Raw genomic sequence first — 21,260 nt, 5'->3', positions numbered from 1 at the left:
CATTACCTTTTGGCGTGATTTTAATATTTTTTAAACTGATACCGTTTATTATTAATGATGATAAGCAATTTCATATTAAAAAACAACTTAATTTAGCAATTTTGTACAATGGTGGAATGTGCTGTGTAATGCTGTTTCATCCGTTTTCAATCATTATTAACTTTTAAAGTTCTAAGTGATTGTGTAATCATTAACATAGTTTCACAGTAACTAAAAAGTAGAAAATAAAAAAGCTGTATAGTAATCGAAAATCGATTTCTATACAGCTTGCTAGAATTAACTTTAATGGTTAGGCAATACCCTGAATGAATTCTTCAACTTCTTGGGGAGTACGGCGTTCACCTTTACCAAAACGGCCGAGTTCCTTACCGTCTTCAAGGGCGATAAAACTTGGAATACCCATCACACCAAAATGTTGAGCAACTTCTAGATTGTCATCACGGTCAACCGTAATCCAATCATATTGATCGTACTTCTTCATGATGTCCGGCATTGCGGGCTTGATGAAGGCACAATCAGGGCACCAGCCAGCTGTAAAGAATAACATTTTCTTACCTGAATTCATTGCTTCAAAAATTTCTTCGTTAGTTAAATTTGCTTGAGTGCTCATTTTGAATTGCTCCTTTTATTAAAAACTAGCTTACTTTTTGTAAGCTGCTATCTATATCAAATATTCTATCAGCTTCCAGTCGTTTTGACAACCAATTAATTTGCCCAATTTAACTCCTCAGGCGCGAGTTGGTATACCTTGTCCGCTCGATAGGAATTAATCAATTTAAAATCTTGTGCTATGTATTTTTCATCCCATAAAAATTGGTTAATTTCACGTGAAACATTTTGGCTTCGATTTAACTCACAGTGATAGCCGTCGGGTCCAATTACCATCAACTCGGAAACTTTGGCTGCCACCCCATCGAGGAGGTAGCCCACTGCGCGGGCCGAATCAACTGCCACATAGACATCATTATTTAAAATTCCATCCACGCTCCCAATTACGTTTAAAACTTCAGCTCCTTTAGGAAACAAGTGGCGATTACGAACTAGCTTTTTAAAATGATGGGTTCTTTTATTAGGTTCCCAACTTTTGGTCATTACATCTTTAACAGTATCCTGTGAAAGAAATCCATGTAATCCATTGAAAGGACCCGCAATGGTCACTAATTTTTTCAAAGCTGGTAAACGTGAGTCTTTGCCAAACTTAATCGCTAAATTAACCAGGACATTACTTCCTAGCGAATGACCGACCCCATTGTACTGTTCGACTCCAAAACTTTGTCTTAATTTAATTAATAACTGGTGCATCCAACTAACTTGCCGGCGTTCAGGAGCCCGATTGTTTTCAAACAACACCTGAACCATCGGATTAGCGACCTGCTGATCGAGTTCGCCATCAAAATCCATTGCCCCATCATTTTTGATTTTGACCACCAGCATCTTTTGCGCCCAGCCATTTTTCTGTGCTCCATGGATCAAATGGTCCGTAGAATCCGCATTTCCATTAAATCCATGCACAAAAATTGTTACTGCATTCATCTCTCATTAACGCTCCCCCACTTAAAACTTGCATCATCCATTCTACTACAAAAATATTAAAAGGGCTGCGCCCAAAAGAAAGATTACTCTTGAGACGCAGCCGCTTTATGATTAAACCAAAATGGTTGTTTGGTCATCCATATTTTCAAGTCAAAAGCTTGTAATGGTAAATCTTCCCCATTAACTTGACCATGTTCATTTTCAAAAGCTTGCACGTGAATTTCTCGTCCAGTTTTAAAGAAAACATCCGGCATATCGAGATGTTTTCCACCACGTAAGAGCTTAATAAATAACTTAACAAACTTGAAAAAACTCAATTTTTCAGTAATTACCACGTCTAGTTTTCCGTCGTGCAAGTTAGCGCGAGGTGCAATACCGACCCCACCACCAAAATATTTGATATTCGTTAGTGAAACGACGAAGGCATTCGCAAATTCATGACGCTCACCATCAATATCAATCGTAAGTGGAAATCCCTTTTGACGCATTAACGTTTTGAGGAGGGCCGAAACGTACGCCATCGATTCTAAGTGCCACTTGCTCAGCCTAACTTTCTGACCTTGATTGGCTTCATAGACCACTCGGGCATCAAAGCCAATCCCAATGTTGTTGGTAAAATACTGGGTCAGTTGGTTCGCTTGATTCTGATAAGCTCCAATATCTAAGGTGATTGGGGTGGTGGTCTGGATTAATTGCTGTAAGGCCGTGGATGGATCAGAGGCGATGCCGACTGCCCGTGCAAAATCATTCCCCGAACCCGCTGGAACATAGCCAATGGGAACGGTGTTTTTAGAGCGTCGCACTCCATTCAGCACTTCTAGGAGGGTACCATCCCCACCAATAGCAACAATTACCCAGCCTTGCGGATGTAGATCGGCAAATTCTTGGGCTAACTGGGTCGCATGTTGGGGGTATTTTGTTACCACACGTTCGAAGTTAACAGCGTTTTGCACGAGGAGTTGATGGAGTCGCTCCCACGTCTGGGCTGAATGGTGCGCTCCCGCCCATTTATTTACAATAAAATAATATTTAATCTGTTCATTCATGCTAGTCTACATACTTCTCCAAAAAATTTGCTACCTCGATTTGATAGCGATGCGGATTAGTTGGGAGAGCTTGCACGTGATCGGCTTGGTCAACCAAATAAACTTGGCTAGGAACACGAGCTGCTTCCACTAAATCATCCAGCATTTCGATTGGAACATAACGATCGGCTTCGCCATGGATAAACATGATCGGAACTCGAACTTTTTTAACTTGCTCTTGAATATTAGCTTCTTTAAATGAATAACCAGCTTCTTTTTTGGTTAATGCACTAGCAATCGCCTCAAATTCTTGCGATGGTAAATGATAGTAGCGTTTCAAACGATGCCGGAATTGTTTGTCTAAACGGTTAAAACTACTATCTTCAATCACAGCAGTTAAGTTAGTCGCCATATCTGGTTCCCCTGCCGCAGAAATCACGGTTGCGGCACCCATGCTAATCCCCATTAAAACAATTTTTTCATCCGTATGGGTTAATAAAACAGCGCGTTGAACCCAACGTACATAGTCGCGGCGATCCAGCCACCCAAAACCAATTAGATTGCCTTCGCTTTCACCATGACTGCGTGCATCGGGCATCAAGACGTTGTAGCCCATATTATAGAAGATTTTGGCATACGGAATCATTTGCATCCGGGCGTGATGGTATCCGTGGGCTAAAATAACCGTCTTTTTAGACTGTTTGGCTTCTGGTTGTCGTAAAAATGATGCTCGCAATTGAAGGCCATCTTCACTAAGCATACTGATTTCTTCTGGATTTAAATTATTAAACCATTCAATATTGAGGGCATTATTATCTTGAGATCGTGAACGTTCAATGGCTTTATTCTTAGCTTTTTCCGTATTTTTGATCCCAACTAAAAAACTAATATATCCGCCAATTCCCATTCCAGCAGTAATTCCGAAAGCTGCGGCACCTAAGCCAGCTAACATATATTTAGTACTTTTATTCATTAATAACGCTCCTTATCTTTAGCCAACTTGCTAAAAAACATTATCCGTTAATGGTAACTTTCTCTCATTATAATATCAATTTTTGAGTTAAAAGTGGTATGATAAACGTGAAAACGGGTCCGTAGCTCAGTTGGGAGAGCACCTGCTTCGCATGTAGGGGGTCGACGGTTCAAGTCCGTTCGGATCCATTGATAGGTTACAGAAGTGTTTAAAGAGTACCAAAGTGAATACCCCATGGCTTTCAGATGTATGTATCTAAAAGTCATGGGGTATTTTATACTCTATAAAAAATCCATTACTATGACAACAACATAGGCAGTTTACGACCATATCCAACCCTTACACCCGTTATAATTACTGTTCTTCCACTACCTATAGTTTCCCCTATTAATCCAAATCGTTATCCAACTTTCTGATAACTTTCGCTGGCACTCCTGCTACCAAACAGTTATCAGGCACATCTTTAGTAACGACTGCGCTTGCAGCAACCACGACATTATTGCCAATCGTTACTCCCGGTAAAATTGTACAATTTCCACCAATCCAAACGTCATTTCCGATGGTAACCGGCGTTCCTTGCGCCATCTTTTGTCGACGTTGCTTGGGAGACATCGGATGATTGACCGTAGCAATCAGCGTATTGGGTCCAATCATGACATAATCACCAATTTTCACGGGCGCAATATCAAGAATCGTGACGTTATAGTTGGTTAGAAAATCCTCTCCAACATGGATATTTTTACCATTATCACAATTAAAATTAGGCTGCACATATACGTTTGCCCCAGTTGAACCAAATAAATCCTTAATTGCGGCTTGTTGTTTTTGGTCATCCGTTGGATCAATATTATTGAATCGCGCGCACTTGATTAATGCTGCTTGCTTAAGCTTGGCAACTTCTTCATCTAAAAAGCAATATTCTAAACCTTGTTTTAACTTTTCAATCTCTTTCATTTGTTTACCTCATTATTAACCTAGCTGAATGTGAGCATCTGCCAAAGCTTGCTCAACAACTCGAAGCACCTCTTCACTATGTTGAAGACGTAGAGCGGCCTCTTTTAAATCCTTTTCTGCAATAATTCGTTGAAATGCCTTGAATTCTTCATACATGCGATGCGAATTTTGTTTAAAATCAAAGTTTTCAATTCCTGCTTTACTTTCAATATCGAAATTATCAAGAACATTGGTTGCTCCATTCACAATTACTGAACCTTTCGTACCTTGAATCGTCGAACGAATCGTAGCCGTAGAGTCTTTAGCTCCGATACAAACCACTTTGGTATCGGGATAATTTAAGATTAATATTCCTGAAGTATCGATATCCTTTTCAATATTAGCTAGATATTTGACGCTTGATGGGGCGCCCAACAGCCCCACAACAAAATGAATGTTATAAATATTGATGTCCATCAAAGCCCCACCACCGAACTTAGGGTTAAAAGCTGGTAGGACTTCACCTGCTTTAAAAGCATCATAGCGAGATGAATATTGCGAATAGTTACATTCAATCACCTTAATTTCGCCTAGGGTTGGAACGGCTTCTTTAATTTTTTGATAATTCATCATGTATTGATTGGTGATAGCTTCCAGCAAAATTAATTGCTTCGTTTGGGCTAGTTCTGCTAATTCTTCTAACTCCGCTAAATTCAAAGTGAACGGTTTTTCGCAGATAACATTCTTACCGGCTTCGAGGGCTTTTTTAGCAAAAGCAAAATGTAAATGATTGGGAACAGCAACATAGATGGTATCAATTTCTTCATTTGCAAGACATTCATCGATGTCCGTATATACACGATCAATCCCATATTGCTTTTGTAATTTTTCCATGTCATCTATACCATGAGGGGTTCCTGTGATAGCTTTTAATTCAATCTCTGGTAACAACGGCGTCATTGTAAGAAAGTCCTTTACAATCATTCCTGCTCCAACAATTCCTAATTTCATCGCATGCTCTCCTATTTATCCTTTTAAAACTCGCTTTTTTGCATTTTCTTGATGCCTGTTTCTAGCATTTTTATTTGCAATAAAGTTTCTTCATCTTTAACAGTTTTTTCTTTACCGTTGATAATTGCTTCGTACAATCCCTCGTATACTCTGCTGTAATCTCCCACTTCCGAGACAACCTTTTCTTCATGGTATTTTCCGGAACCGTCTAAGTAGGTCAATACTCCATAATGTTGTGGCAGGTCGATTCCAAAATCGGGATGGTCTGGCATATAAAACATTTTTAAATGTTCCTCTTGGCGATCTTTGGTCTGTTTAACAAACATTCCTTTTTTGCCATACACTACGAAACTTGGTCGTTCCTTTATTCTGAAATAACTCGATTTAACTGAAACCTTCATCCCACCATAGAAGAGATCCAAGTCGAAATAATCATTCATCCGATTTTCACCTAGTAGTTGTCTAACCTCATAGTGAACGTTATCCGGTTCTCCGAAGTATGAAATTATTTGATCGAGCGTGTGGCAAGCATGACCATATAAATAGCTGGTATCTAGTGAAAATTCGTTTACCCCTTCCGGAACCTCGGGGCGATAGTAATCGTAGTGCATTTCCACCTCTAAAATATCTCCCAAAACGCCACTTTCAATCACTTTTTGAGTAGTTAGGAAATCTGAATCATATCTTCTATTCTGATAGCATTGAACCAACAACCCTTTTGATTTTGCTAAATCAAATAGTTCTTTTGCTTCTTGGTATGTTTCTGTAAAAGGCTTTTCAATTAACGCATTTTTACCATGTTCCAGCACTGCTTTACCGATTTGAAAATGCGAGCTACTGGGCGTTGATACTACAACCAGCTGAATTTCTGGGTCATTATAAATGTCATTAATATCGGTGGTATAATGTACGCCTTCGATTCGTTTCCACGCAGTTGTTTTCGTGCGATAATAAATGGTTTTCACTTTAATTTTGTCTTTAAGTTTGAGTGAAAATGGCAAATGATAACGATTGGCACTTTTTCCATTTCCAATATAAGCAATTGTCAGCATCTTAGTTCCTCCATTTGTATTCAAATATTGCTTTGCTATCTACAATATAAAACGGGGAACTTTTAAACGATATACTTTAGGGTAATTCTGGATAATACTTTCAGAAAAATAGAACTTGTACTGCTTATTCCTAAAAAAAATTACCAAAATCATGCTGAAAATATTTTTTAAGCTATACTGATTATGAATAAGCCAAAAGGAAGTGAGCTATCATATGCTATTAATCGACAAGCTGAGTAACCACGAAAACTTTACCAACACCGAGCAACGAATAGCCGATTATATTCTTAAAAACATCACCGACATTCCGCCGATGAATATTGATAAACTTTCTAAAGTCACTTATACCTCGCATTCAGCTGTGGTCCGATTGACTAAAAAATTAGGTTTTGAAGGTTTTAAAGATTTTAAAGTAGCAATTTCAGAGGCTGTGTACAGTCAAACCACCAACATGAATTCTGTTGATGCTAACTTTCCGTTTGATTCTAACGATTCTGTCTCTACCATTTCAAAGAAAGTCGCTGAACTCTCTGTTGAAAGTATTCAAAGAACATTTGCACAGTTAGACGAACGACTGATTGAAGAAGCAGCCAATACGATTGCCAAATCGGAACGCATTTTCCTATTTGCGCAGGGCGATTCTCAGATTCGAGCCCGTAGCTTCCAAAATAAATTGGTTAAATTAAATCGTTTCGCCATTCTGGGTGAAGAATACAGTGACGAAGACTGGACGGCTGCCAACTTAACCAAAAAAGATTGTGCTATTTTCATCAGTTATGGTGGTCGTATTTCACAATATGAACGCATGCTGACTCATTTTTCCGAGAATAAAATTCCTTCTGTAGTTCTGACCGGCAATCAAAAATCGCCCCTCATTCGTTTGGCGCAAACTGCGATCGTCACTACTCAAAATGAATATGACTTTTTAAAAATTAGTACATTTTCTTCTCAGATCACTTTTGAATACTTATTGGATACAATTTTTTCTGTTATTTATGCTAAGGAGTACCAACAAAATATTATTAATTTAAAAAATAAGTTTAACTTGATTCAACGTGGTACTCTTTCTGAAGGTTTAGCTAAGGAACATGACTCAAAGTAGTGCGTAAAATGATTCAAAAGACTGTTCTAAAGAGAGAACAAGTACTCATTTCTATACAAATAATTACGTCCAAAGTCCAAAAAATACGCCTGGTAGTTTCCAGACGTATTTTTTTGAGAACATATTTTAGATAATGTAATCACAAAATTGAACTAATAACTTTAGGGAATCAGTTCATTCATCAACTGGTTTGTTAAAGTCGTTAATTGATCCCACTCTGGATCCGTTTAGGTAGTACTAATGTTACAATTGTGTTGCAATTATGTTTCAATAAGATTATTATATGTTTGTTCAAGGACAACTAATAAATAATATATAGAAATGGAATTAATTTTCCTGGGGGGTATTATCATGAAAAAAGGATTTGTTATTGCTACAGTAGCCATGAGTTTAGGAATTATTGCACCATTATCACAGGTAGTCACCTCAACACCAGTCTCCGCAAAAACAACTAGCCATTCATATGTAACTACAACAAGTAATTCTATTTCAGTAACTAATATCAGAAAAGGATCCACAGTCGTACTCAAAAATAATATGGGACAAACTATTGCAACTAAAACAGCTGCTAATGCTGGGACAGTCACATTTAATTTAGGAACACAGCAAGTAAACCGATTAACTAAGACTGACACTTTAGCAATTAAACTAAGTTCTGGATATAAATTTAATATCAATTTTAATTTCATTAATTATAGAACCCCAACCAGTAATAAATTTGTAGCTGGGATTCCAACTGAACTACAAGGCCATTGGCAAGCCAAATTAGGGTACTTCACCGGTCACTGGAATATGACCAGTAACCGCTCAACATTAACCGTTAATGACCCTCAAATTTTAAATAATGTTCAGTACAAGAATTTAGGCAATCATACTTATGTACTAAAGGGCACTGAAAATTATTACAGCAACGGAAGTACTATCCAGTACACAGTTAAAAAGGTAAGTAACAACCACTTAACATTAACCACTGCTAATGGAGTATCACAGTGGTATAAATAATACTATATGGATAAAAAAGTCTGACTTATGGAATCATCCCACTAAGTTAGACTTTTTTATTATATTCTTACTGAAACAAGTTGTTCTATGTTTTGCTATTCTTCAGACTACTAATGTGTGTCCTGATTTTGATCATCACGTGGCTTATTTTTTGCCAAAATATATTGCTCGATTAAATTAATGATTTGTTGATTTTGTGGTAAGTCAGAATGTTGAGCATCATTTCCTGTAACTGTAATTTCAGTATAATGTTGGGCTTGGCCCTGATAAATATATTTACCCGCTTCTGCGCTCCGTGCTGGTACAATCCCATCATTATCAAAATTCTGAGTACCAATAATCGAATAGACTGACAACGTTTTAGGAATTTTTTTACGTTGTTTAATAAAGTCTGACAGCATCTGAGTTTTATGCGAAAGTGACGTTTCTGAGAAATTATAAGGTGATCCAATGGTCATTAACTTCTTGATTGAAATATCGTCACGATTGAAATAATTTTCGAGATACATTGTATATACCAAACCACCATTCGAATGACCAATGGCCTTAAAATTATTAAACTGATATTTTTTAGCTAACGCATTAAATGCAATAGAAAACCATTTAGCTTGTTTTTTAATATTGCTATAACCATCTTTGTTGTTCTCAAAACCAACAACAATAAACGGCTCATTATCACGTGGACGAATCGATCCCGAGTAACTAATCCGATCATTAGTATGGACCGTTACTTTTAACAGACTATGGCGTTTCCCACGTCTATCGTTTAACTTATCAATCAACCCATCAAATCGATTTTGCGTAGCACTACTCCCCGGAATGAAAATAACCGGTGACATATTTGAGTCATGTCGTTTAGAAATGGCGGTCACATTTTTATGCATCCACTGAATTGATGGCCAAGCCAATATTCCAATTCCTACCAAACTCGCAATTAAAAATATAATACTCCATTTTTTAACGTTCCGTGGCATCTAGACCATCTCCCTGAATATTAAGTCGGTTGGATAATTTCACAAATGGTCGATACAGCCAAACGCCGATTCCTACGTTAAGTGCCATAACCAATAAGGTTACCCAATTCCCATTGGTTCCAATAAGGGCCTGCAAAAGACTGGGAGTTCCCAACGGCACTTGATAAACTACAGCAGGCATTAAATGTAAAGCAATGGCGCTTGCAGCGATTCCTACGTTAACTAGTGGAACTAATAGAAATGGAATAATATATAGACCATTTCCTAAAACTGGAACACCCACTAATATCGCACTATTAAAGTTAAATAATACTGGCAGCAACGACCATCGGCCAATCAGCTGTTGATCACGTTGATTACTGAACAAGAAAATTGCAATCACTAATGAGAGCGTACTTCCCGTTCCCCCAATCGCGCCAAAAGATTCATATAACGTCCCTAATGAAAAAGGATACGGTACTCCCCAAATCGTGTGATGTATAAGGGCATAGTTTAAATTCGCAGTCATTGCGACGCCATTACGTCCAAAATGTGCCAGTATTGGCATACTGGTCAACCCGAAAAAAGTCATTATGCCAGCCAATAGTACGATTGCTACAGAAAATAGCAACGAAGTTTGGTTAGCCTTTAGTGATTGTAATCTTAGAATAACTTGATCTGGTAAAACCGAAATCGCCAACCAATTTAATAAAATACTAAAGCAAATCGCCACAACCAGCACAATTATAATTGCTCGTAATGAATCTAACGCACGATTCCATGTTACTCCTGAAGAAGATTTATCCTGCTGCTGGCTATTTGCCAAATGCTTAAAACTTAGTCCAACCAGATAGCCTACCAAAAAACCTAAAAACAAACCTCCCATCCCAAGCATATCTTGGCCAAAAGCTAACTCACCATTATTTGTATAACGAACCGTAAGGATTAAATAAGCAATTAATCCCGTTATACTCGCTAATTTTTCATCACGCTGATACCGTTTGGCTGTATAATGTGCCATACTAAATGCAGCTAAAGCAGCTACTATTCCTAATGTTAAACTCGTTAAATGATCAAAAATAATTTCTATGAATCGATACCGACTTAGCCACGACGAAAACCCAAAAATTGTTGGCAATAAACTATTTCGATTTAACATAGTGATTTGAATTAGTTGGCTGATACTACCGATAAGAACAAATGGGAATAATAAATTTAAACTTTTTTGCACTAATTGGTATAACTCATTTTGTTGAAGCCGTATTATTTTTCGAATAATTTGTTCTCTTCTTACCCACATTAGATTTTCCTTCTTTAAACTAATCTCTCCTACTATTATCTTTATTCTAGTTGAATCATTATCGAATTGCACACCGCGTTGCTATTATTTATATCTAACCTGATAAAGTTGGTTTTAAAAAACACGTCTGAAACTATCAAACGTGTTTTTTAATAGAATATATTTAAATGCTTGGATTATTGCTTTAACAACCCGGGTATTAAAGTGCTCTCTATAGGTTCGAAAATAGTATACTTTCCTACTTCTTATAACTTATCTTATTTTTCATTAGAATAACGTGCCCTCAACGCCCATAAAATTGAAACTGTATCAATCACTTCTTGGAACATCGCTCCAATAAATGCCGGAATAATTCCAAAAGCGGCGATCAACATTAACGCTGTACAGATAAAGATCCCGATTAAAACGGCTTGCCGAGCAACTCGAATGGTATCTTTTGCGATTACAACTGCTTTAGCTACCTTAGCTAAGTCATCTTTTAAGATAACCAAATCCGCCGATTCACTGGCAGCAGACGATCCATGAGCTCCCATGGCAATTCCTACATCGGCAGTTACCAAGCTAGGGGCATCATTAACACCGTCCCCGACCATCACCACCGGCTTTTCTTCCGGAGTGAGAGCTTTTAATGCAGCAATTTTATCTTCTGGTAGCAATTCAGCTTGGACATCATCGATTCCAACTTCTTGACCGATTTTTTGAGCTGTTTTGACTTGGTCACCACTTAACATCATTAATTTCTTAACGCCTAAGTGATGCAACTGAACCATGGTCTGGCTAGCTTCTGGTCTGAGGTAGTCGGTAAAAGTGATACAACCTAAGTATTGATCGTCCCGACTGACATAGATAGCGGTATGGGTTTGACTCTGGATTAAAGGATCTCCCGTTACAAATTTACGCTTACCAACCTTGACTAATTTTCCTTGAATCAAGGCCTGTACTCCATTCGCCGTAATTTCCTGGGCGTCACTAACACTTAACATTTCCAGACCTTTATCTATCGCGTAAGTTACTAAGGAGCGCGCCAATACATGCGAGGAGATAGTTTCCACACTAGCAGCGATTTGGAGCAATTCTGTTTGGGAAACTTCTTGATGTGGCAAAATCTCCGCCACCATCAAATGCCCATTAGTTAATGTTCCAGTCTTATCAAAGGCGACCGTTTTAGCCGTAGATAATTTTTCTAGAACATCCCCCGTCTTAACCACGATCCCATTGCGAGAAGCCCGACTCATCCCCGAAACCATCGCCACTGGAGCCGCTAAGATTAAAGGACAAGGCGAAGCCACCACCAAAACTTGCGCGATTCGGCTAGGGCTCTTAGAAATTACTGCGGCCACCACCGCAATTGCGATTGCCACGATGGTAAAAGGTACCGCATAACGGTCTGCCATCCGCACAAAACGGGCCGGGGTTGCTTCGGCTTTCTTAACCAACTTAATTAATTGTTGATACTTACTATTGGCGGCCACCTGACTAGCTTGCATGGTTACCACAGCATCACCATTGACTGAACCAGACATAAGTTCATCGTTAAAGTCCTTATTTACTGGCTGTGATTCTCCTGTTAAAGAAGATTCATCAAAGTTTGAACTCCCTTCAACGATAAACCCATCAACCGGAACTAATTCCCCAGGTTTAATCACCAACTTATCATCTACTTGTACTTGGTTAACAGCAATATCTTCTAGTTTTTCACCATGGAGCCGATGAGCCACTTGCGGTGAATTATCTAAAAGGGCTTTGAGTTCAGTATTGGCTTTCTTGGAAGCATAGTCTTCTAAGGCATCCCCACCAGTTAACATAACTAAAATCACCATGGCTGCCCAGTACTCACTAAATAAAAGGCTCGAAACCACCGCTAAAATAGCTAATAAATCGACCCCATATTTACCCGACCTCAAAGTCCCAATCATCTCAATAAACATGGTCATCGCCATCACGGCTCCCACCAAGGAAACCAGAATTTGGGCTAACCAAGCTTGACCCAAGACGAATTGTAAGATTACCGCCAAAAGTGCAATCGCAATAATTACCATCAAGCTTTGTTTATGACTCAATTTTCTCATATTGATTTATCATTCCCCTCAATGTAATTCAATCATGATATCTATATTGCTTTATCTCAATTATACTGCTTATTCATGCCTTATTTCTGGTCAGAACTGTTCTATTTTTATTAGTAGAATTTATTTCAAGTTTTACTATACAAATCAGGTTCGCAAAAGAGTATAAATATCATGTAACGCAAAAAATGAAACGGGTATATAATATTTAAAAAGAAATAAGAGGAATGAAATGACTTCTACAAAGGTGATTATTAGAGAAGCGCAATCTGAAGATGCTCAAGGTGTACTAAATTATTTAAAATTTATTACTAATGAAACCAGTAATCTATTGTTAACACCAGAAGAAATGGCTCAAAAGAAGCTTACTGATGAGATAAATCTTTTAGAAGAATCATCCAAGTCCTCCGCAAATCTTTTTTTGTTAGCTACTAAAGATGAAAAAATAATAGGTACAGCTAACATGAAATCATTTTTAAGAAAGCGAATTAGTCATAGAGGGACCTTTGGCATATCAGTCTTAAAAGAATTTAGTGGTCAAGGCATCGGCAGCATGTTACTAGCAGAAATAATAAATTATGCAAAGTCTATTAACTTAGAAATTTTAGAGTTAGAAGTTAGAACAGATAATATACCTGCAATTCATTTATATAAAAAATTTGGATTTAAAGAATATGGACTATATGAAAAATTTTTTAAAATTGACCATAAATATTATGATGGGACACTTATGTTATTAGTTTTAAACTAGAAATAATCATCCAAAAAGAGCACCACCGCGTTTTAGCAGTGATGCTCTTTTTATTTTATCTTAATTATTACGAAATTAATTTTAATTCTACCTATTTTGAAGTATCCAGATAATCATCCCACGCAACTACTTTATTATCCTTAACAGTAGCAATCGACAAGAAATTCATATCAGGTATACCTGGTTTAAACCGCACAACGTATTGCATGATAATAGTCGTTTGACCAGGTGTTGAGAGATCCTTATATAAATTAATAAACTCAGCGGAAGATCCTGAATTAGTATTCTCTTCAAGCCACTCTTTATATTTTAATTTGCCCATTTCCTTTGGCAAATTAGGAAAATAGTAATTAAATTTAAATACTGCGTTTTCATCCACTGCATCCCAAAAAGTTTCGGCATCAACGTGGTCTTTTAAACCCTCCATCATTAAATCAAAAAAACGTACCGATTTTTCACTGTGTTCCGACAAATTTTTTTCCATGTAAACTACTCCCTTATTAACTTTTGAAACAAAAACTACTTTTTAAAAACATTTTTTACGATGTAGAAAAATATTTTTAATGTTGCTGTGTCAAAGGTCTTTTTTTCTTTCGCATGTTAAGAACACTTTAATTATAGAACGCACGTTCGTACATATAAAAGAGGACTAATGAAGTACTTATACCGTTAGATTTAAGCCAAAAATAAGAATTATAGAAAAATTTAAATCACCATTAAATCAGAAACTCCCATAAAAAGCCTATGTATTAGTTATTTTAGTAATTTCTGACACTGTGATCCTCTCAAAGTTCTAAGTTTGTAGTTGTTTAATAAATGTAGCCACAATTAGCAAAAAAATTTGACAATTAAATGTTAATATCCTAATCTAAATAGTAATCATTACTATTTAGATTAGGAGGTGATCTAATAATGTAAATTTTTATCATTTATTTAGCGATATGAGGAATTACGCATAAGTTGTATAAGTCTTTTAGTATTTATTTTGAATTTTCATAAATATGCTTTTGATGCAAATTCCAGAAATACATAAAGCAGTTGACCATAGACCACTTTATTAAGGAGAAAAACATGAAGAAAGAAAATCAATCAAGTGCTTATAGGTACTTAAAAAGCCCTAACGTCAAAACTAAAAGAAGAGCTCTAAAAATTATTAAAGAAATTAAAAAAAATAGGACTAATAAAAGATAGTATTTTTTATTATTTATACTTTTATAGATTTATTTGGCATACATTATTAAATTTAAATTTAGGAGTAGATATGAAAAAATTAATAAAATTTGTAACGCTAGTATTCGCTTTTACCAGTACCTTAATACTAATGGCTGGCTGTTCTCAAAATAATTCGTCTACTAAAGATGGGAAAATAAAAATTACCACAACCACCGATTTTTATGGTGAAGTAGCGAAAGCTGTGGTCGGTAACAAAGGAAAAGTGACATCTGCCATCAATGATCCCAATGTTGACCCTCACGATTATGAGCCAACTTCTAAAATAGCGAAAAAGGTAACCAATTCTGATGTATTAATCGCAAATGGAGTTGGTTACGACGGTTGGATGGATAAGTTAGCCCAAAATGCACATAAAGCTACTTATATTAAAGTTGGGGAAGATCTTTTAAATAAACGAGAAGGTGACAACCCACATTTATGGTACAATCCACAAACTATGCCTCATCTTGCTAACGATTTAGCAAAACAGTTTGGTAAATTACAACCTCAAAATAAAAAATATTTTAAAGTTAACGCAAAAAAATATATTAAGTCTTTAAATGCAGTTAATCAGCAAATCAAGGGTATCAAAAAAATTACTAATAATACTAAGAATAAAAAAGCTTACGTGAGTGAACCAGTTTTCGATTATGCCTTAAAAGCTGTTGGATTTACAGTAGCGGATACTGATTTTGAAAAGGATACAGAAAACGGTGTCGACCCATCTCCAGCTACTATTAAAAAGTTACAAAAAAATATTAAAGAGCATGATATTTCGCTATTCGTTTTCAATAAACAGGTAGATTCAAAGGTAGTTAATAATTTGGTCAAGTTAGCAAAGAAAAATGATATTCCTATACTCCCTGTCACAGAAACCTTGCCCAAGGGAGAAACTTATAAATCATGGATGCTTAGCCAATATAAACAACTTCATAAAATAATTAGCAAAATAAATCAGGAATAATAGCAAAATTATATATAGTACCTGTTAATTCCGTGGAAACAAGGTACAAAGTATAAAAAGGAATCCATCACTGAGTGAGTAATGGATTCCTTTTTATACTGCATTAATCAATTTTGTATAATTATGAATTCTATTAACTGGTTTTCGTTTAATCCGTGACGTTTTGGTCAGTTAATATATCCTATCCTATTTTGTAACTTCTATAAATTCAATAAGCATAACAATCTTAAAATATAACCATAGGGTACAAGGTTGGTTCAACAATTTTTTCATCCAAACTAACTATCCTTGTCTGTTAATTAATCTTGTGTAATAACCGTTAAGATTTAATAGTTGTTGGTGAGAGCCTTGCTCAACAACCGTCCCTTTATCAAGTACAATGACTTTATCAGTTTGAGCTGCAATGTTAAGACGATGAGCAATAAAAATTATCGTTTTACCCTTCATATCCATCAAATTAGATATAATCTTGTGTTCAGTAATTGTGTCTAAGCTACTAGTCGATTCGTCAAAAATTAGACACTTTGCTGGAGACAATAATGCACGAGCTATTGATAACCGTTGTTTTTGTCCACCGGATAAATCAGAACCACTTTCGCTTAATTTAGTGTAGTAGCCTTGAGATAATTTTTCAATGTCCGCTTTAATTTCAGCAAAAGAACAAGCTTGATCAATCGTTTCTTGGGTTAAATTAGGCCGACTACCCAATAATAAGTTGTCTAAAACGGTACCAGAAAAAATAAAGGGTTCCTGAGGGATATAATTGATGTACTGCCGTAGAACCTTGCGACTAATATCATTTATATTATGCTGATTAATTTGAATGTTACCACATTGTTCTTGGATCTCGTAAAAACCAATTAATAATTTAGCAAGAGTTGTTTTACCAGATCCACTCATACCTACGATCGTAACTTTTTGATTACGATGAATTGTTAAAGAAATATTTTTAAGCGTATTAGAACTATATCCGTATTTAAAATTAACATTATTGACCGTAATATCACCATTCAATTGATAGGATTCATTAATCATCCTTGGTTTTGAAAATTCAGACTGAACAAGATAAATCTCATTTAATCGGTTATTTGCTACTCGTGCTGATTGTAATTTAGATTGTAAATTAATTATATTTTCTAACGGTGTTAGAAAGTACAAAAGTAACGCATTGTAGGTTAACAGTTGCCCTAAAGAAAGTTGATGTTGCATTACAAAAATTGTACCTATCCAGAGGATAACAACGGTCAAAATCAATTTAGTAGCCATTTTAATAGCTTGTTGTCCTTGATCAGCCTTTTGATAAGCTAAATTTTTTCGTAATAAATCACAAAAAAGAACGTCAATCCTCTTTTTTGTGGCTGATTCACCTGTCAAAGCCTTGATGGTTTCTATACCACTTAAACTTTCAATAATAGCTGAGTTAACGATAGCACTACTTTCCATTGTGGCTTGATTTAACCGATGGAAAGTTTTTTTAAATATCCAAACGATTATTATATATATTGGAATTACAATCAATGAAATTAAAAATAAAATAATATTTTTATAAGCTAAAAAGGCACCTACTGCAATTAAAATCCACATATCCAAAAATAACGTCATCATAATGTTTCCAAGCGCATCAATAATTTTACTAGCATCAGAAAATCGCGATGTTATTTCACCTACATGCCGAGTAGCAAAAAAGGCCATGGGTAAATTAAAAAGATGGTGAACATATTTCAGAATGATATCAACCATAAGTCGTTGTCCCAATATAATTGTGAGTAAGCTTTGGATATAACTAATAGCTGCTTGAAAAAGATACGCTGCAATTAGACCGATAGCAACTAACGTTAAAGTATTGGTTAACATTTGAGGTAGGTAAGTATCAATAATTAATTGAAAAAAATATGTACCAGCAATACTAATTAATGTCGTTAAAAACGCCGCACTGATAATTAAACTAATCAATTTTTTTTGTTTGATTAACAAGGGTACTAAATTAATTAGTGTATGTCGTGGCTCTTTTGTAGGTTTATATTTAATATTTGGAGTTATCATAATTGCAATTTTGGTCCATTCTTTGATAAATCGAGCTTTTGATATTGTAGTAGTATTAACGGTTGGATCAGGGTCACCAATAATTAAACTTGTCTTAGTGACTTGATAAACAACATAATAGTGTGGTAAATAGTTATCTTTTAAAACATGGACGATAACAGGAAACGTTATTTGGAAATCAGAAAAAAAATCTATATCTGTACGCACAGCTTCGGCGTTTAAGTTTAGGTGTTTCGCAGCTTCCACAATGCCTAGAGCCGTGGTGCCATCATTAGTAGTTTTAGCAAGATTACGTAAATGTGCCAATGTGTAATTAGAGCCATAATACTTAAGAACCATATTTAGCGCAGCCACTCCGCAGTCATTTTCATCAACTTGAGCTGTATAAAATTTTTGCCATTTTTGAGACCGCATAACTAAACCACCCACTTATCTAAAAAAATAAAATACAAAAAGATGACTTTAAAATATTGCTCTTTATCATGGTTAAAATACATGTGGTAGCTTTAGTACTACCAACCGAATATAAATAAATCCCATTCTAAATAAGTTAAAATCACGGCGTAAAAATGTACAATTCAGAAAGTATTTATGTTCAAATATAATTATAAATTCTCATTTGAACAACTTAAGAAAAAATTTTTCTCTTATTTGCTAGCTAGTATACGTCGTTTTAGTTCTCGTGTCTTGGTTATTGAACACTTGCAGCTTAACGATAAATCAAAATAAATCATCTTTGTTGAAGCATTGTATTCCGATATATTTTTTATATTAATTAAAGCTGATCTGGAACAACGAAAAAGCTCGGTGTATTTCTTTTCGTAGTCTTGGAGCCTTCCGTAAAATTCATATTTACCACTTTTGGTAAATAGATTTAGTCGATGTGGGATTTCAGCAGTTTCAAGTATTAAAACATCATCTAAATCAAAATTGAACACTCTTACTCCAATACTGAAATTGAAGATTTTTCTTTTTAAATTTTTACGCTCATCTGAACGAAGCCTTGCTAAATTGAGAGTTTCATAGATTTCATCTCGTATTTTTTCAAGGGAGTTATCTTTGCTGATGAATCCTAAAGCTTCAACGCGTCGCTTTAAAGTTAATGAAGCCATTTCATTGTGACTAGTAATAAATATAATTTCAGATTGCACATCTAATTTTCGGATTTGTTCGGCTAGATCAATACCATTCATACTAGTTCCTAAGTCAATATCCAAAAGGTAAATACCATTTTGAATATTATGACTTTTAAGATAATCTAAGCACTTTTCAGGATTGGGAGTACTAAATGATTTATCAAAATCTTCTTCATGGAAAAGAACAAAATTTTTAATAGTAGTACTAATCGCATGAAGTTGAGTTGGGTCATCTTCACAAACAATAATTGAATACATAACTACCTCCTTTCAATATTAATTAATAATGATCTGGGTAGTAAATTGGTAGTTATTAGACGAAAAATGAATAAATAAATTAGGATACTTTTGCTTCAAATCTTCTACAATGGACAGTCCAAGTCCGGAATGATTGGATTTACTAGAAAATCCGATTTTTGTTAACTGGTTGATATTGGAGGCAGAATGCGCAACCGTATTCGTTAAAGTAATTTCAGTTGTATTATCAACATTTTTATAAATTAGAATATCAATATTTTTTTCTGAACTTTCACCGGCTTCTTCAATAGCATTGTCTAATAAAATACTTAGTAGCCGAACGATATCAATAATATTTAAATTAATTTGGTTAATTGGAGTTTTACATTCGAAATGATAGTGAATTTGGGACTGTTCCATCGTAAAAAATTTATTAAGTAAAAGGCTTTTTACATGAGTATCCTTAATATTTTGAATATCTTGATAATCATCTGTATGTTGTTGGAGTTCAGAATCGGAATAAAGTTTCAATTTTGATAAATATAAAATCAAACCTTTATTGTCCCCTTCTTTAGCGAGTTCGGTGATACTTAACAATATATTTTTATAATCATGTTTGAATTTTCTAAGTTTTAATTGATTTTGTTCAAGTTGCTTAGTATAGGTTTGTAAATTATCAAGCTGCTGTTTTTCTAGTTTGGATTCATATCTCTGACGACTTCGAAGATTTAAATAAATAAAAAGGCCCAACATTATTAAAAATTCGATGATAACAAAAATTAAAACTCCGTTAATAAACGTATCAAACATTCCATAGTGGTGCGCAAGAACGGTAAAAAAGTAAAGGATCGTTTGAAATATAATTTGTACAACTACCAAAAAAAATTGGGTACTACGATCCCACAATTTAGAATTGTCGATTTTTTTTATATATATACCAAGTGTGGATAACATAAGAATTTCAAAAACACTTGTTACAATCATGATTTTCCAGTCATAAAGTTTAGTATGGAAAAGTGTATTTGAAATACTGGACGCTACTAGCCCAGAAATATTAACTACTAGATAAGATAGCAGCAAGTTATTTAATGTAAGCCAATCATAGTGTGCTATTTTAAAAACTGCATAATAAATCGGGATAAAAACATATATAACATTGAACGGTAAGAATGCATATAGTACAAAAAAAAGAGGAATTGAACTTAGTCCCACTATAATTTTTGGGGTGAAAGTAGATAAATGATGTGCATAATTTTGTAGAAATAAAAAAATGATATAAAAACTAAAAAAATCAATAACCCCTTCGAAAACGTAAACCTTAGTATCTACTGAAATCAAATCCAAACTCCCCTTTGAAGTAGAAAATTAACCACAATGTCTAAACAAACTAAAAATACAAGTAGTAATATTTCCCAGCTTTTCTACTGTGAAAGCCATTTAAAAATTCCCACTAATAACTTTTTGGTCGCTTCTAACTTTAATTTCTTTTTTATGCCTCCTTAAAATTAAGGTCATTATATTTTGGTTTTTAGTGTAAATCATGATTTCTTCTTGAATAGTCGTTTTTATGTCCTAAAGTAACGTTTTGTTAAAAATAATTTTTAAGACATATCACTTTGAACCTAATTTTATAACTTTTTACAGAAACAAAAGTTATTTTTCTTTTAAGAAGTAAAAACACTACTTTAGGAGTGATTGAACTTTTATCTAACATCTTCGTATAAAATACAGGTTGTTTAAAATAAATAAGCTAAATTTTTAAGGAGGATTCTGAGATGACTGAAATTAAAGTACTAAACGATAAGGAACTAAAAAATGTCGTAGGAGGAAAGTATTACGGTAACGGAGTGCATTGTGGTAAAAAGACTTGCTATGTGGACTGGGGACAAGCTACAGCTAGCATTGGAAAAATTATAGTGAACGGATGGACACAACACGGGCCTTGGGCACATAGATAACGGGAGACG

20 protein-coding genes and 1 tRNA gene are annotated in these 21,260 nt (G+C 35.1%); 7 read left to right on the top strand and 14 right to left on the bottom strand.

Features of this window, described 5'->3' with window-relative positions; translation table 11 throughout:
- Window positions 1-289 precede the first annotated feature (289 nt).
- The 4 genes from PEPE_RS00505 to PEPE_RS00490 all read right to left on the bottom strand — a co-directional run bounded on the left by PEPE_RS00505 (window position 290) and on the right by PEPE_RS00490 (window position 3,531).
- Entirely contained in the window at window positions 290-610 is a 321-nt protein-coding gene (locus PEPE_RS00505) for a thioredoxin family protein (RefSeq protein WP_002834396.1), read from the bottom strand.
- A gap of 95 nt (window positions 611-705) precedes the next feature.
- Window positions 706-1,533, bottom strand: a complete 828-nt coding sequence (locus PEPE_RS00500) for an alpha/beta hydrolase (RefSeq protein WP_011672840.1) — start codon at window positions 1,531-1,533, stop codon at window positions 706-708.
- Between the two features lie 83 nt (window positions 1,534-1,616).
- Window positions 1,617-2,579 carry a diacylglycerol/lipid kinase family protein gene (locus PEPE_RS00495; protein WP_011672839.1) on the bottom strand — a complete coding sequence of 321 codons (963 nt, stop codon included), beginning with the start codon at window positions 2,577-2,579 and terminating at the stop codon, window positions 1,617-1,619.
- A 1-nt stretch (window position 2,580) separates the two neighbouring features.
- Entirely contained in the window at window positions 2,581-3,531 is a 951-nt protein-coding gene (locus PEPE_RS00490) for an alpha/beta hydrolase (RefSeq protein ID WP_011672838.1), read from the bottom strand.
- Between the two features lie 115 nt (window positions 3,532-3,646).
- On the opposite strand from PEPE_RS00490, the gene PEPE_RS00485 reads away from it, so the two are divergent.
- Window positions 3,647-3,719: transfer RNA gene (locus tag PEPE_RS00485), tRNA-Ala, on the top strand.
- Window positions 3,720-3,918: 199 nt separating this feature from the next.
- Here PEPE_RS00485 and PEPE_RS00480 read toward each other — a convergent pair.
- From PEPE_RS00480 to PEPE_RS00470, 3 genes are read right to left on the bottom strand one after another with little or no spacing between them, the layout of a single operon-like run.
- Complete coding sequence (locus PEPE_RS00480) at window positions 3,919-4,485, bottom strand: sugar O-acetyltransferase (RefSeq protein WP_011672837.1); 567 nt, start codon at window positions 4,483-4,485, stop codon at window positions 3,919-3,921.
- A gap of 15 nt (window positions 4,486-4,500) precedes the next feature.
- A complete protein-coding gene (locus tag PEPE_RS00475; RefSeq protein ID WP_011672836.1) occupies window positions 4,501-5,475 on the bottom strand; it encodes a Gfo/Idh/MocA family protein in 975 nt (324 codons plus the stop codon).
- A gap of 23 nt (window positions 5,476-5,498) precedes the next feature.
- Window positions 5,499-6,527, bottom strand: coding sequence for a Gfo/Idh/MocA family oxidoreductase (locus tag PEPE_RS00470; protein ID WP_011672835.1), 1,029 nt, complete (start codon window positions 6,525-6,527; stop codon window positions 5,499-5,501).
- Window positions 6,528-6,741: 214 nt separating this feature from the next.
- On the opposite strand from PEPE_RS00470, the gene PEPE_RS00465 reads away from it, so the two are divergent.
- Together PEPE_RS00465 and PEPE_RS00460 are read left to right on the top strand one after the other, a co-directional pair.
- Window positions 6,742-7,629 (top strand): MurR/RpiR family transcriptional regulator, encoded by an 888-nt coding sequence (locus PEPE_RS00465; protein WP_011672834.1) that lies wholly within the window; start codon window positions 6,742-6,744, stop codon window positions 7,627-7,629.
- Window positions 7,630-7,980: 351 nt separating this feature from the next.
- Window positions 7,981-8,631, top strand: a complete 651-nt coding sequence (locus tag PEPE_RS00460) for a hypothetical protein (protein ID WP_011672833.1) — start codon at window positions 7,981-7,983, stop codon at window positions 8,629-8,631.
- Between the two features lie 110 nt (window positions 8,632-8,741).
- Here the strand turns inward: PEPE_RS00460 and PEPE_RS00455 are convergent, their stop codons facing one another.
- From PEPE_RS00455 to PEPE_RS00445, 3 genes are all read right to left on the bottom strand, one after another.
- Window positions 8,742-9,605 carry an alpha/beta hydrolase gene (locus PEPE_RS00455; RefSeq protein WP_011672832.1) on the bottom strand — a complete coding sequence of 288 codons (864 nt, stop codon included), beginning with the start codon at window positions 9,603-9,605 and terminating at the stop codon, window positions 8,742-8,744.
- Window positions 9,589-10,884 carry a PTS transporter subunit EIIC gene (locus tag PEPE_RS00450; RefSeq protein ID WP_011672831.1) on the bottom strand — a complete coding sequence of 432 codons (1,296 nt, stop codon included), beginning with the start codon at window positions 10,882-10,884 and terminating at the stop codon, window positions 9,589-9,591. Before PEPE_RS00450 ends, PEPE_RS00455 begins: the two co-directional genes overlap by 17 nt.
- A 257-nt stretch (window positions 10,885-11,141) precedes the next feature.
- On the bottom strand, window positions 11,142-12,953 hold the full coding sequence (locus PEPE_RS00445) for a heavy metal translocating P-type ATPase (protein WP_011672830.1): 1,812 nt from the start codon (window positions 12,951-12,953) through the stop codon (window positions 11,142-11,144).
- A 229-nt stretch (window positions 12,954-13,182) separates the two neighbouring features.
- Between PEPE_RS00445 and PEPE_RS00440 the strand changes: the two genes are divergently transcribed.
- The gene (locus PEPE_RS00440) at window positions 13,183-13,701 is read left to right on the top strand and encodes a GNAT family N-acetyltransferase (protein WP_011672829.1); all 519 of its coding nucleotides are present in this window, start codon (window positions 13,183-13,185) and stop codon (window positions 13,699-13,701) included.
- Window positions 13,702-13,792: 91 nt separating this feature from the next.
- Here PEPE_RS00440 and PEPE_RS00435 read toward each other — a convergent pair whose 3' ends face one another.
- Complete coding sequence (locus PEPE_RS00435; RefSeq protein WP_011672828.1) at window positions 13,793-14,185, bottom strand: nuclear transport factor 2-like protein; 393 nt, start codon at window positions 14,183-14,185, stop codon at window positions 13,793-13,795.
- A 587-nt stretch (window positions 14,186-14,772) separates the two neighbouring features.
- Here PEPE_RS00435 and PEPE_RS09225 point away from each other — a divergent pair.
- Window positions 14,773-14,892: a putative metal homeostasis protein gene (locus PEPE_RS09225; RefSeq protein ID WP_011672827.1), complete on the top strand. Its 120-nt coding sequence runs from the start codon at window positions 14,773-14,775 to the stop codon at window positions 14,890-14,892.
- 70 nt (window positions 14,893-14,962) lie between these two features.
- Window positions 14,963-15,877 (top strand): metal ABC transporter solute-binding protein, encoded by a 915-nt coding sequence (locus PEPE_RS00430; RefSeq protein WP_011672826.1) that lies wholly within the window; start codon window positions 14,963-14,965, stop codon window positions 15,875-15,877.
- Between the two features lie 282 nt (window positions 15,878-16,159).
- Here PEPE_RS00430 and PEPE_RS00425 read toward each other — a convergent pair whose 3' ends face one another.
- The 3 genes from PEPE_RS00425 to PEPE_RS00415 form a co-directional block, all read right to left on the bottom strand.
- A complete protein-coding gene (locus tag PEPE_RS00425; protein WP_011672825.1) occupies window positions 16,160-18,334 on the bottom strand; it encodes a peptide cleavage/export ABC transporter in 2,175 nt (724 codons plus the stop codon).
- A 233-nt stretch (window positions 18,335-18,567) separates the two neighbouring features.
- Entirely contained in the window at window positions 18,568-19,314 is a 747-nt protein-coding gene (locus PEPE_RS00420) for a LytR/AlgR family response regulator transcription factor (protein WP_011672824.1), read from the bottom strand.
- An 18-nt stretch (window positions 19,315-19,332) separates the two neighbouring features.
- A complete protein-coding gene (locus tag PEPE_RS00415) occupies window positions 19,333-20,631 on the bottom strand; it encodes a sensor histidine kinase (RefSeq protein ID WP_011672823.1) in 1,299 nt (432 codons plus the stop codon).
- Window positions 20,632-21,068: 437 nt separating this feature from the next.
- Between PEPE_RS00415 and PEPE_RS00410 the strand changes: the two genes are divergently transcribed.
- A complete protein-coding gene (locus PEPE_RS00410; protein ID WP_011672822.1) occupies window positions 21,069-21,251 on the top strand; it encodes a class II bacteriocin in 183 nt (60 codons plus the stop codon).
- Window positions 21,252-21,260 lie beyond the last annotated feature (9 nt).

Source organism: Pediococcus pentosaceus ATCC 25745, assembly GCF_000014505.1.
Classification (GTDB): Bacteria; Bacillota; Bacilli; order Lactobacillales; family Lactobacillaceae; genus Pediococcus; species Pediococcus pentosaceus.
Note: the sequence above shows the minus strand (reverse complement) of the source record. Positions and strands in the feature narration are given on the sequence as shown.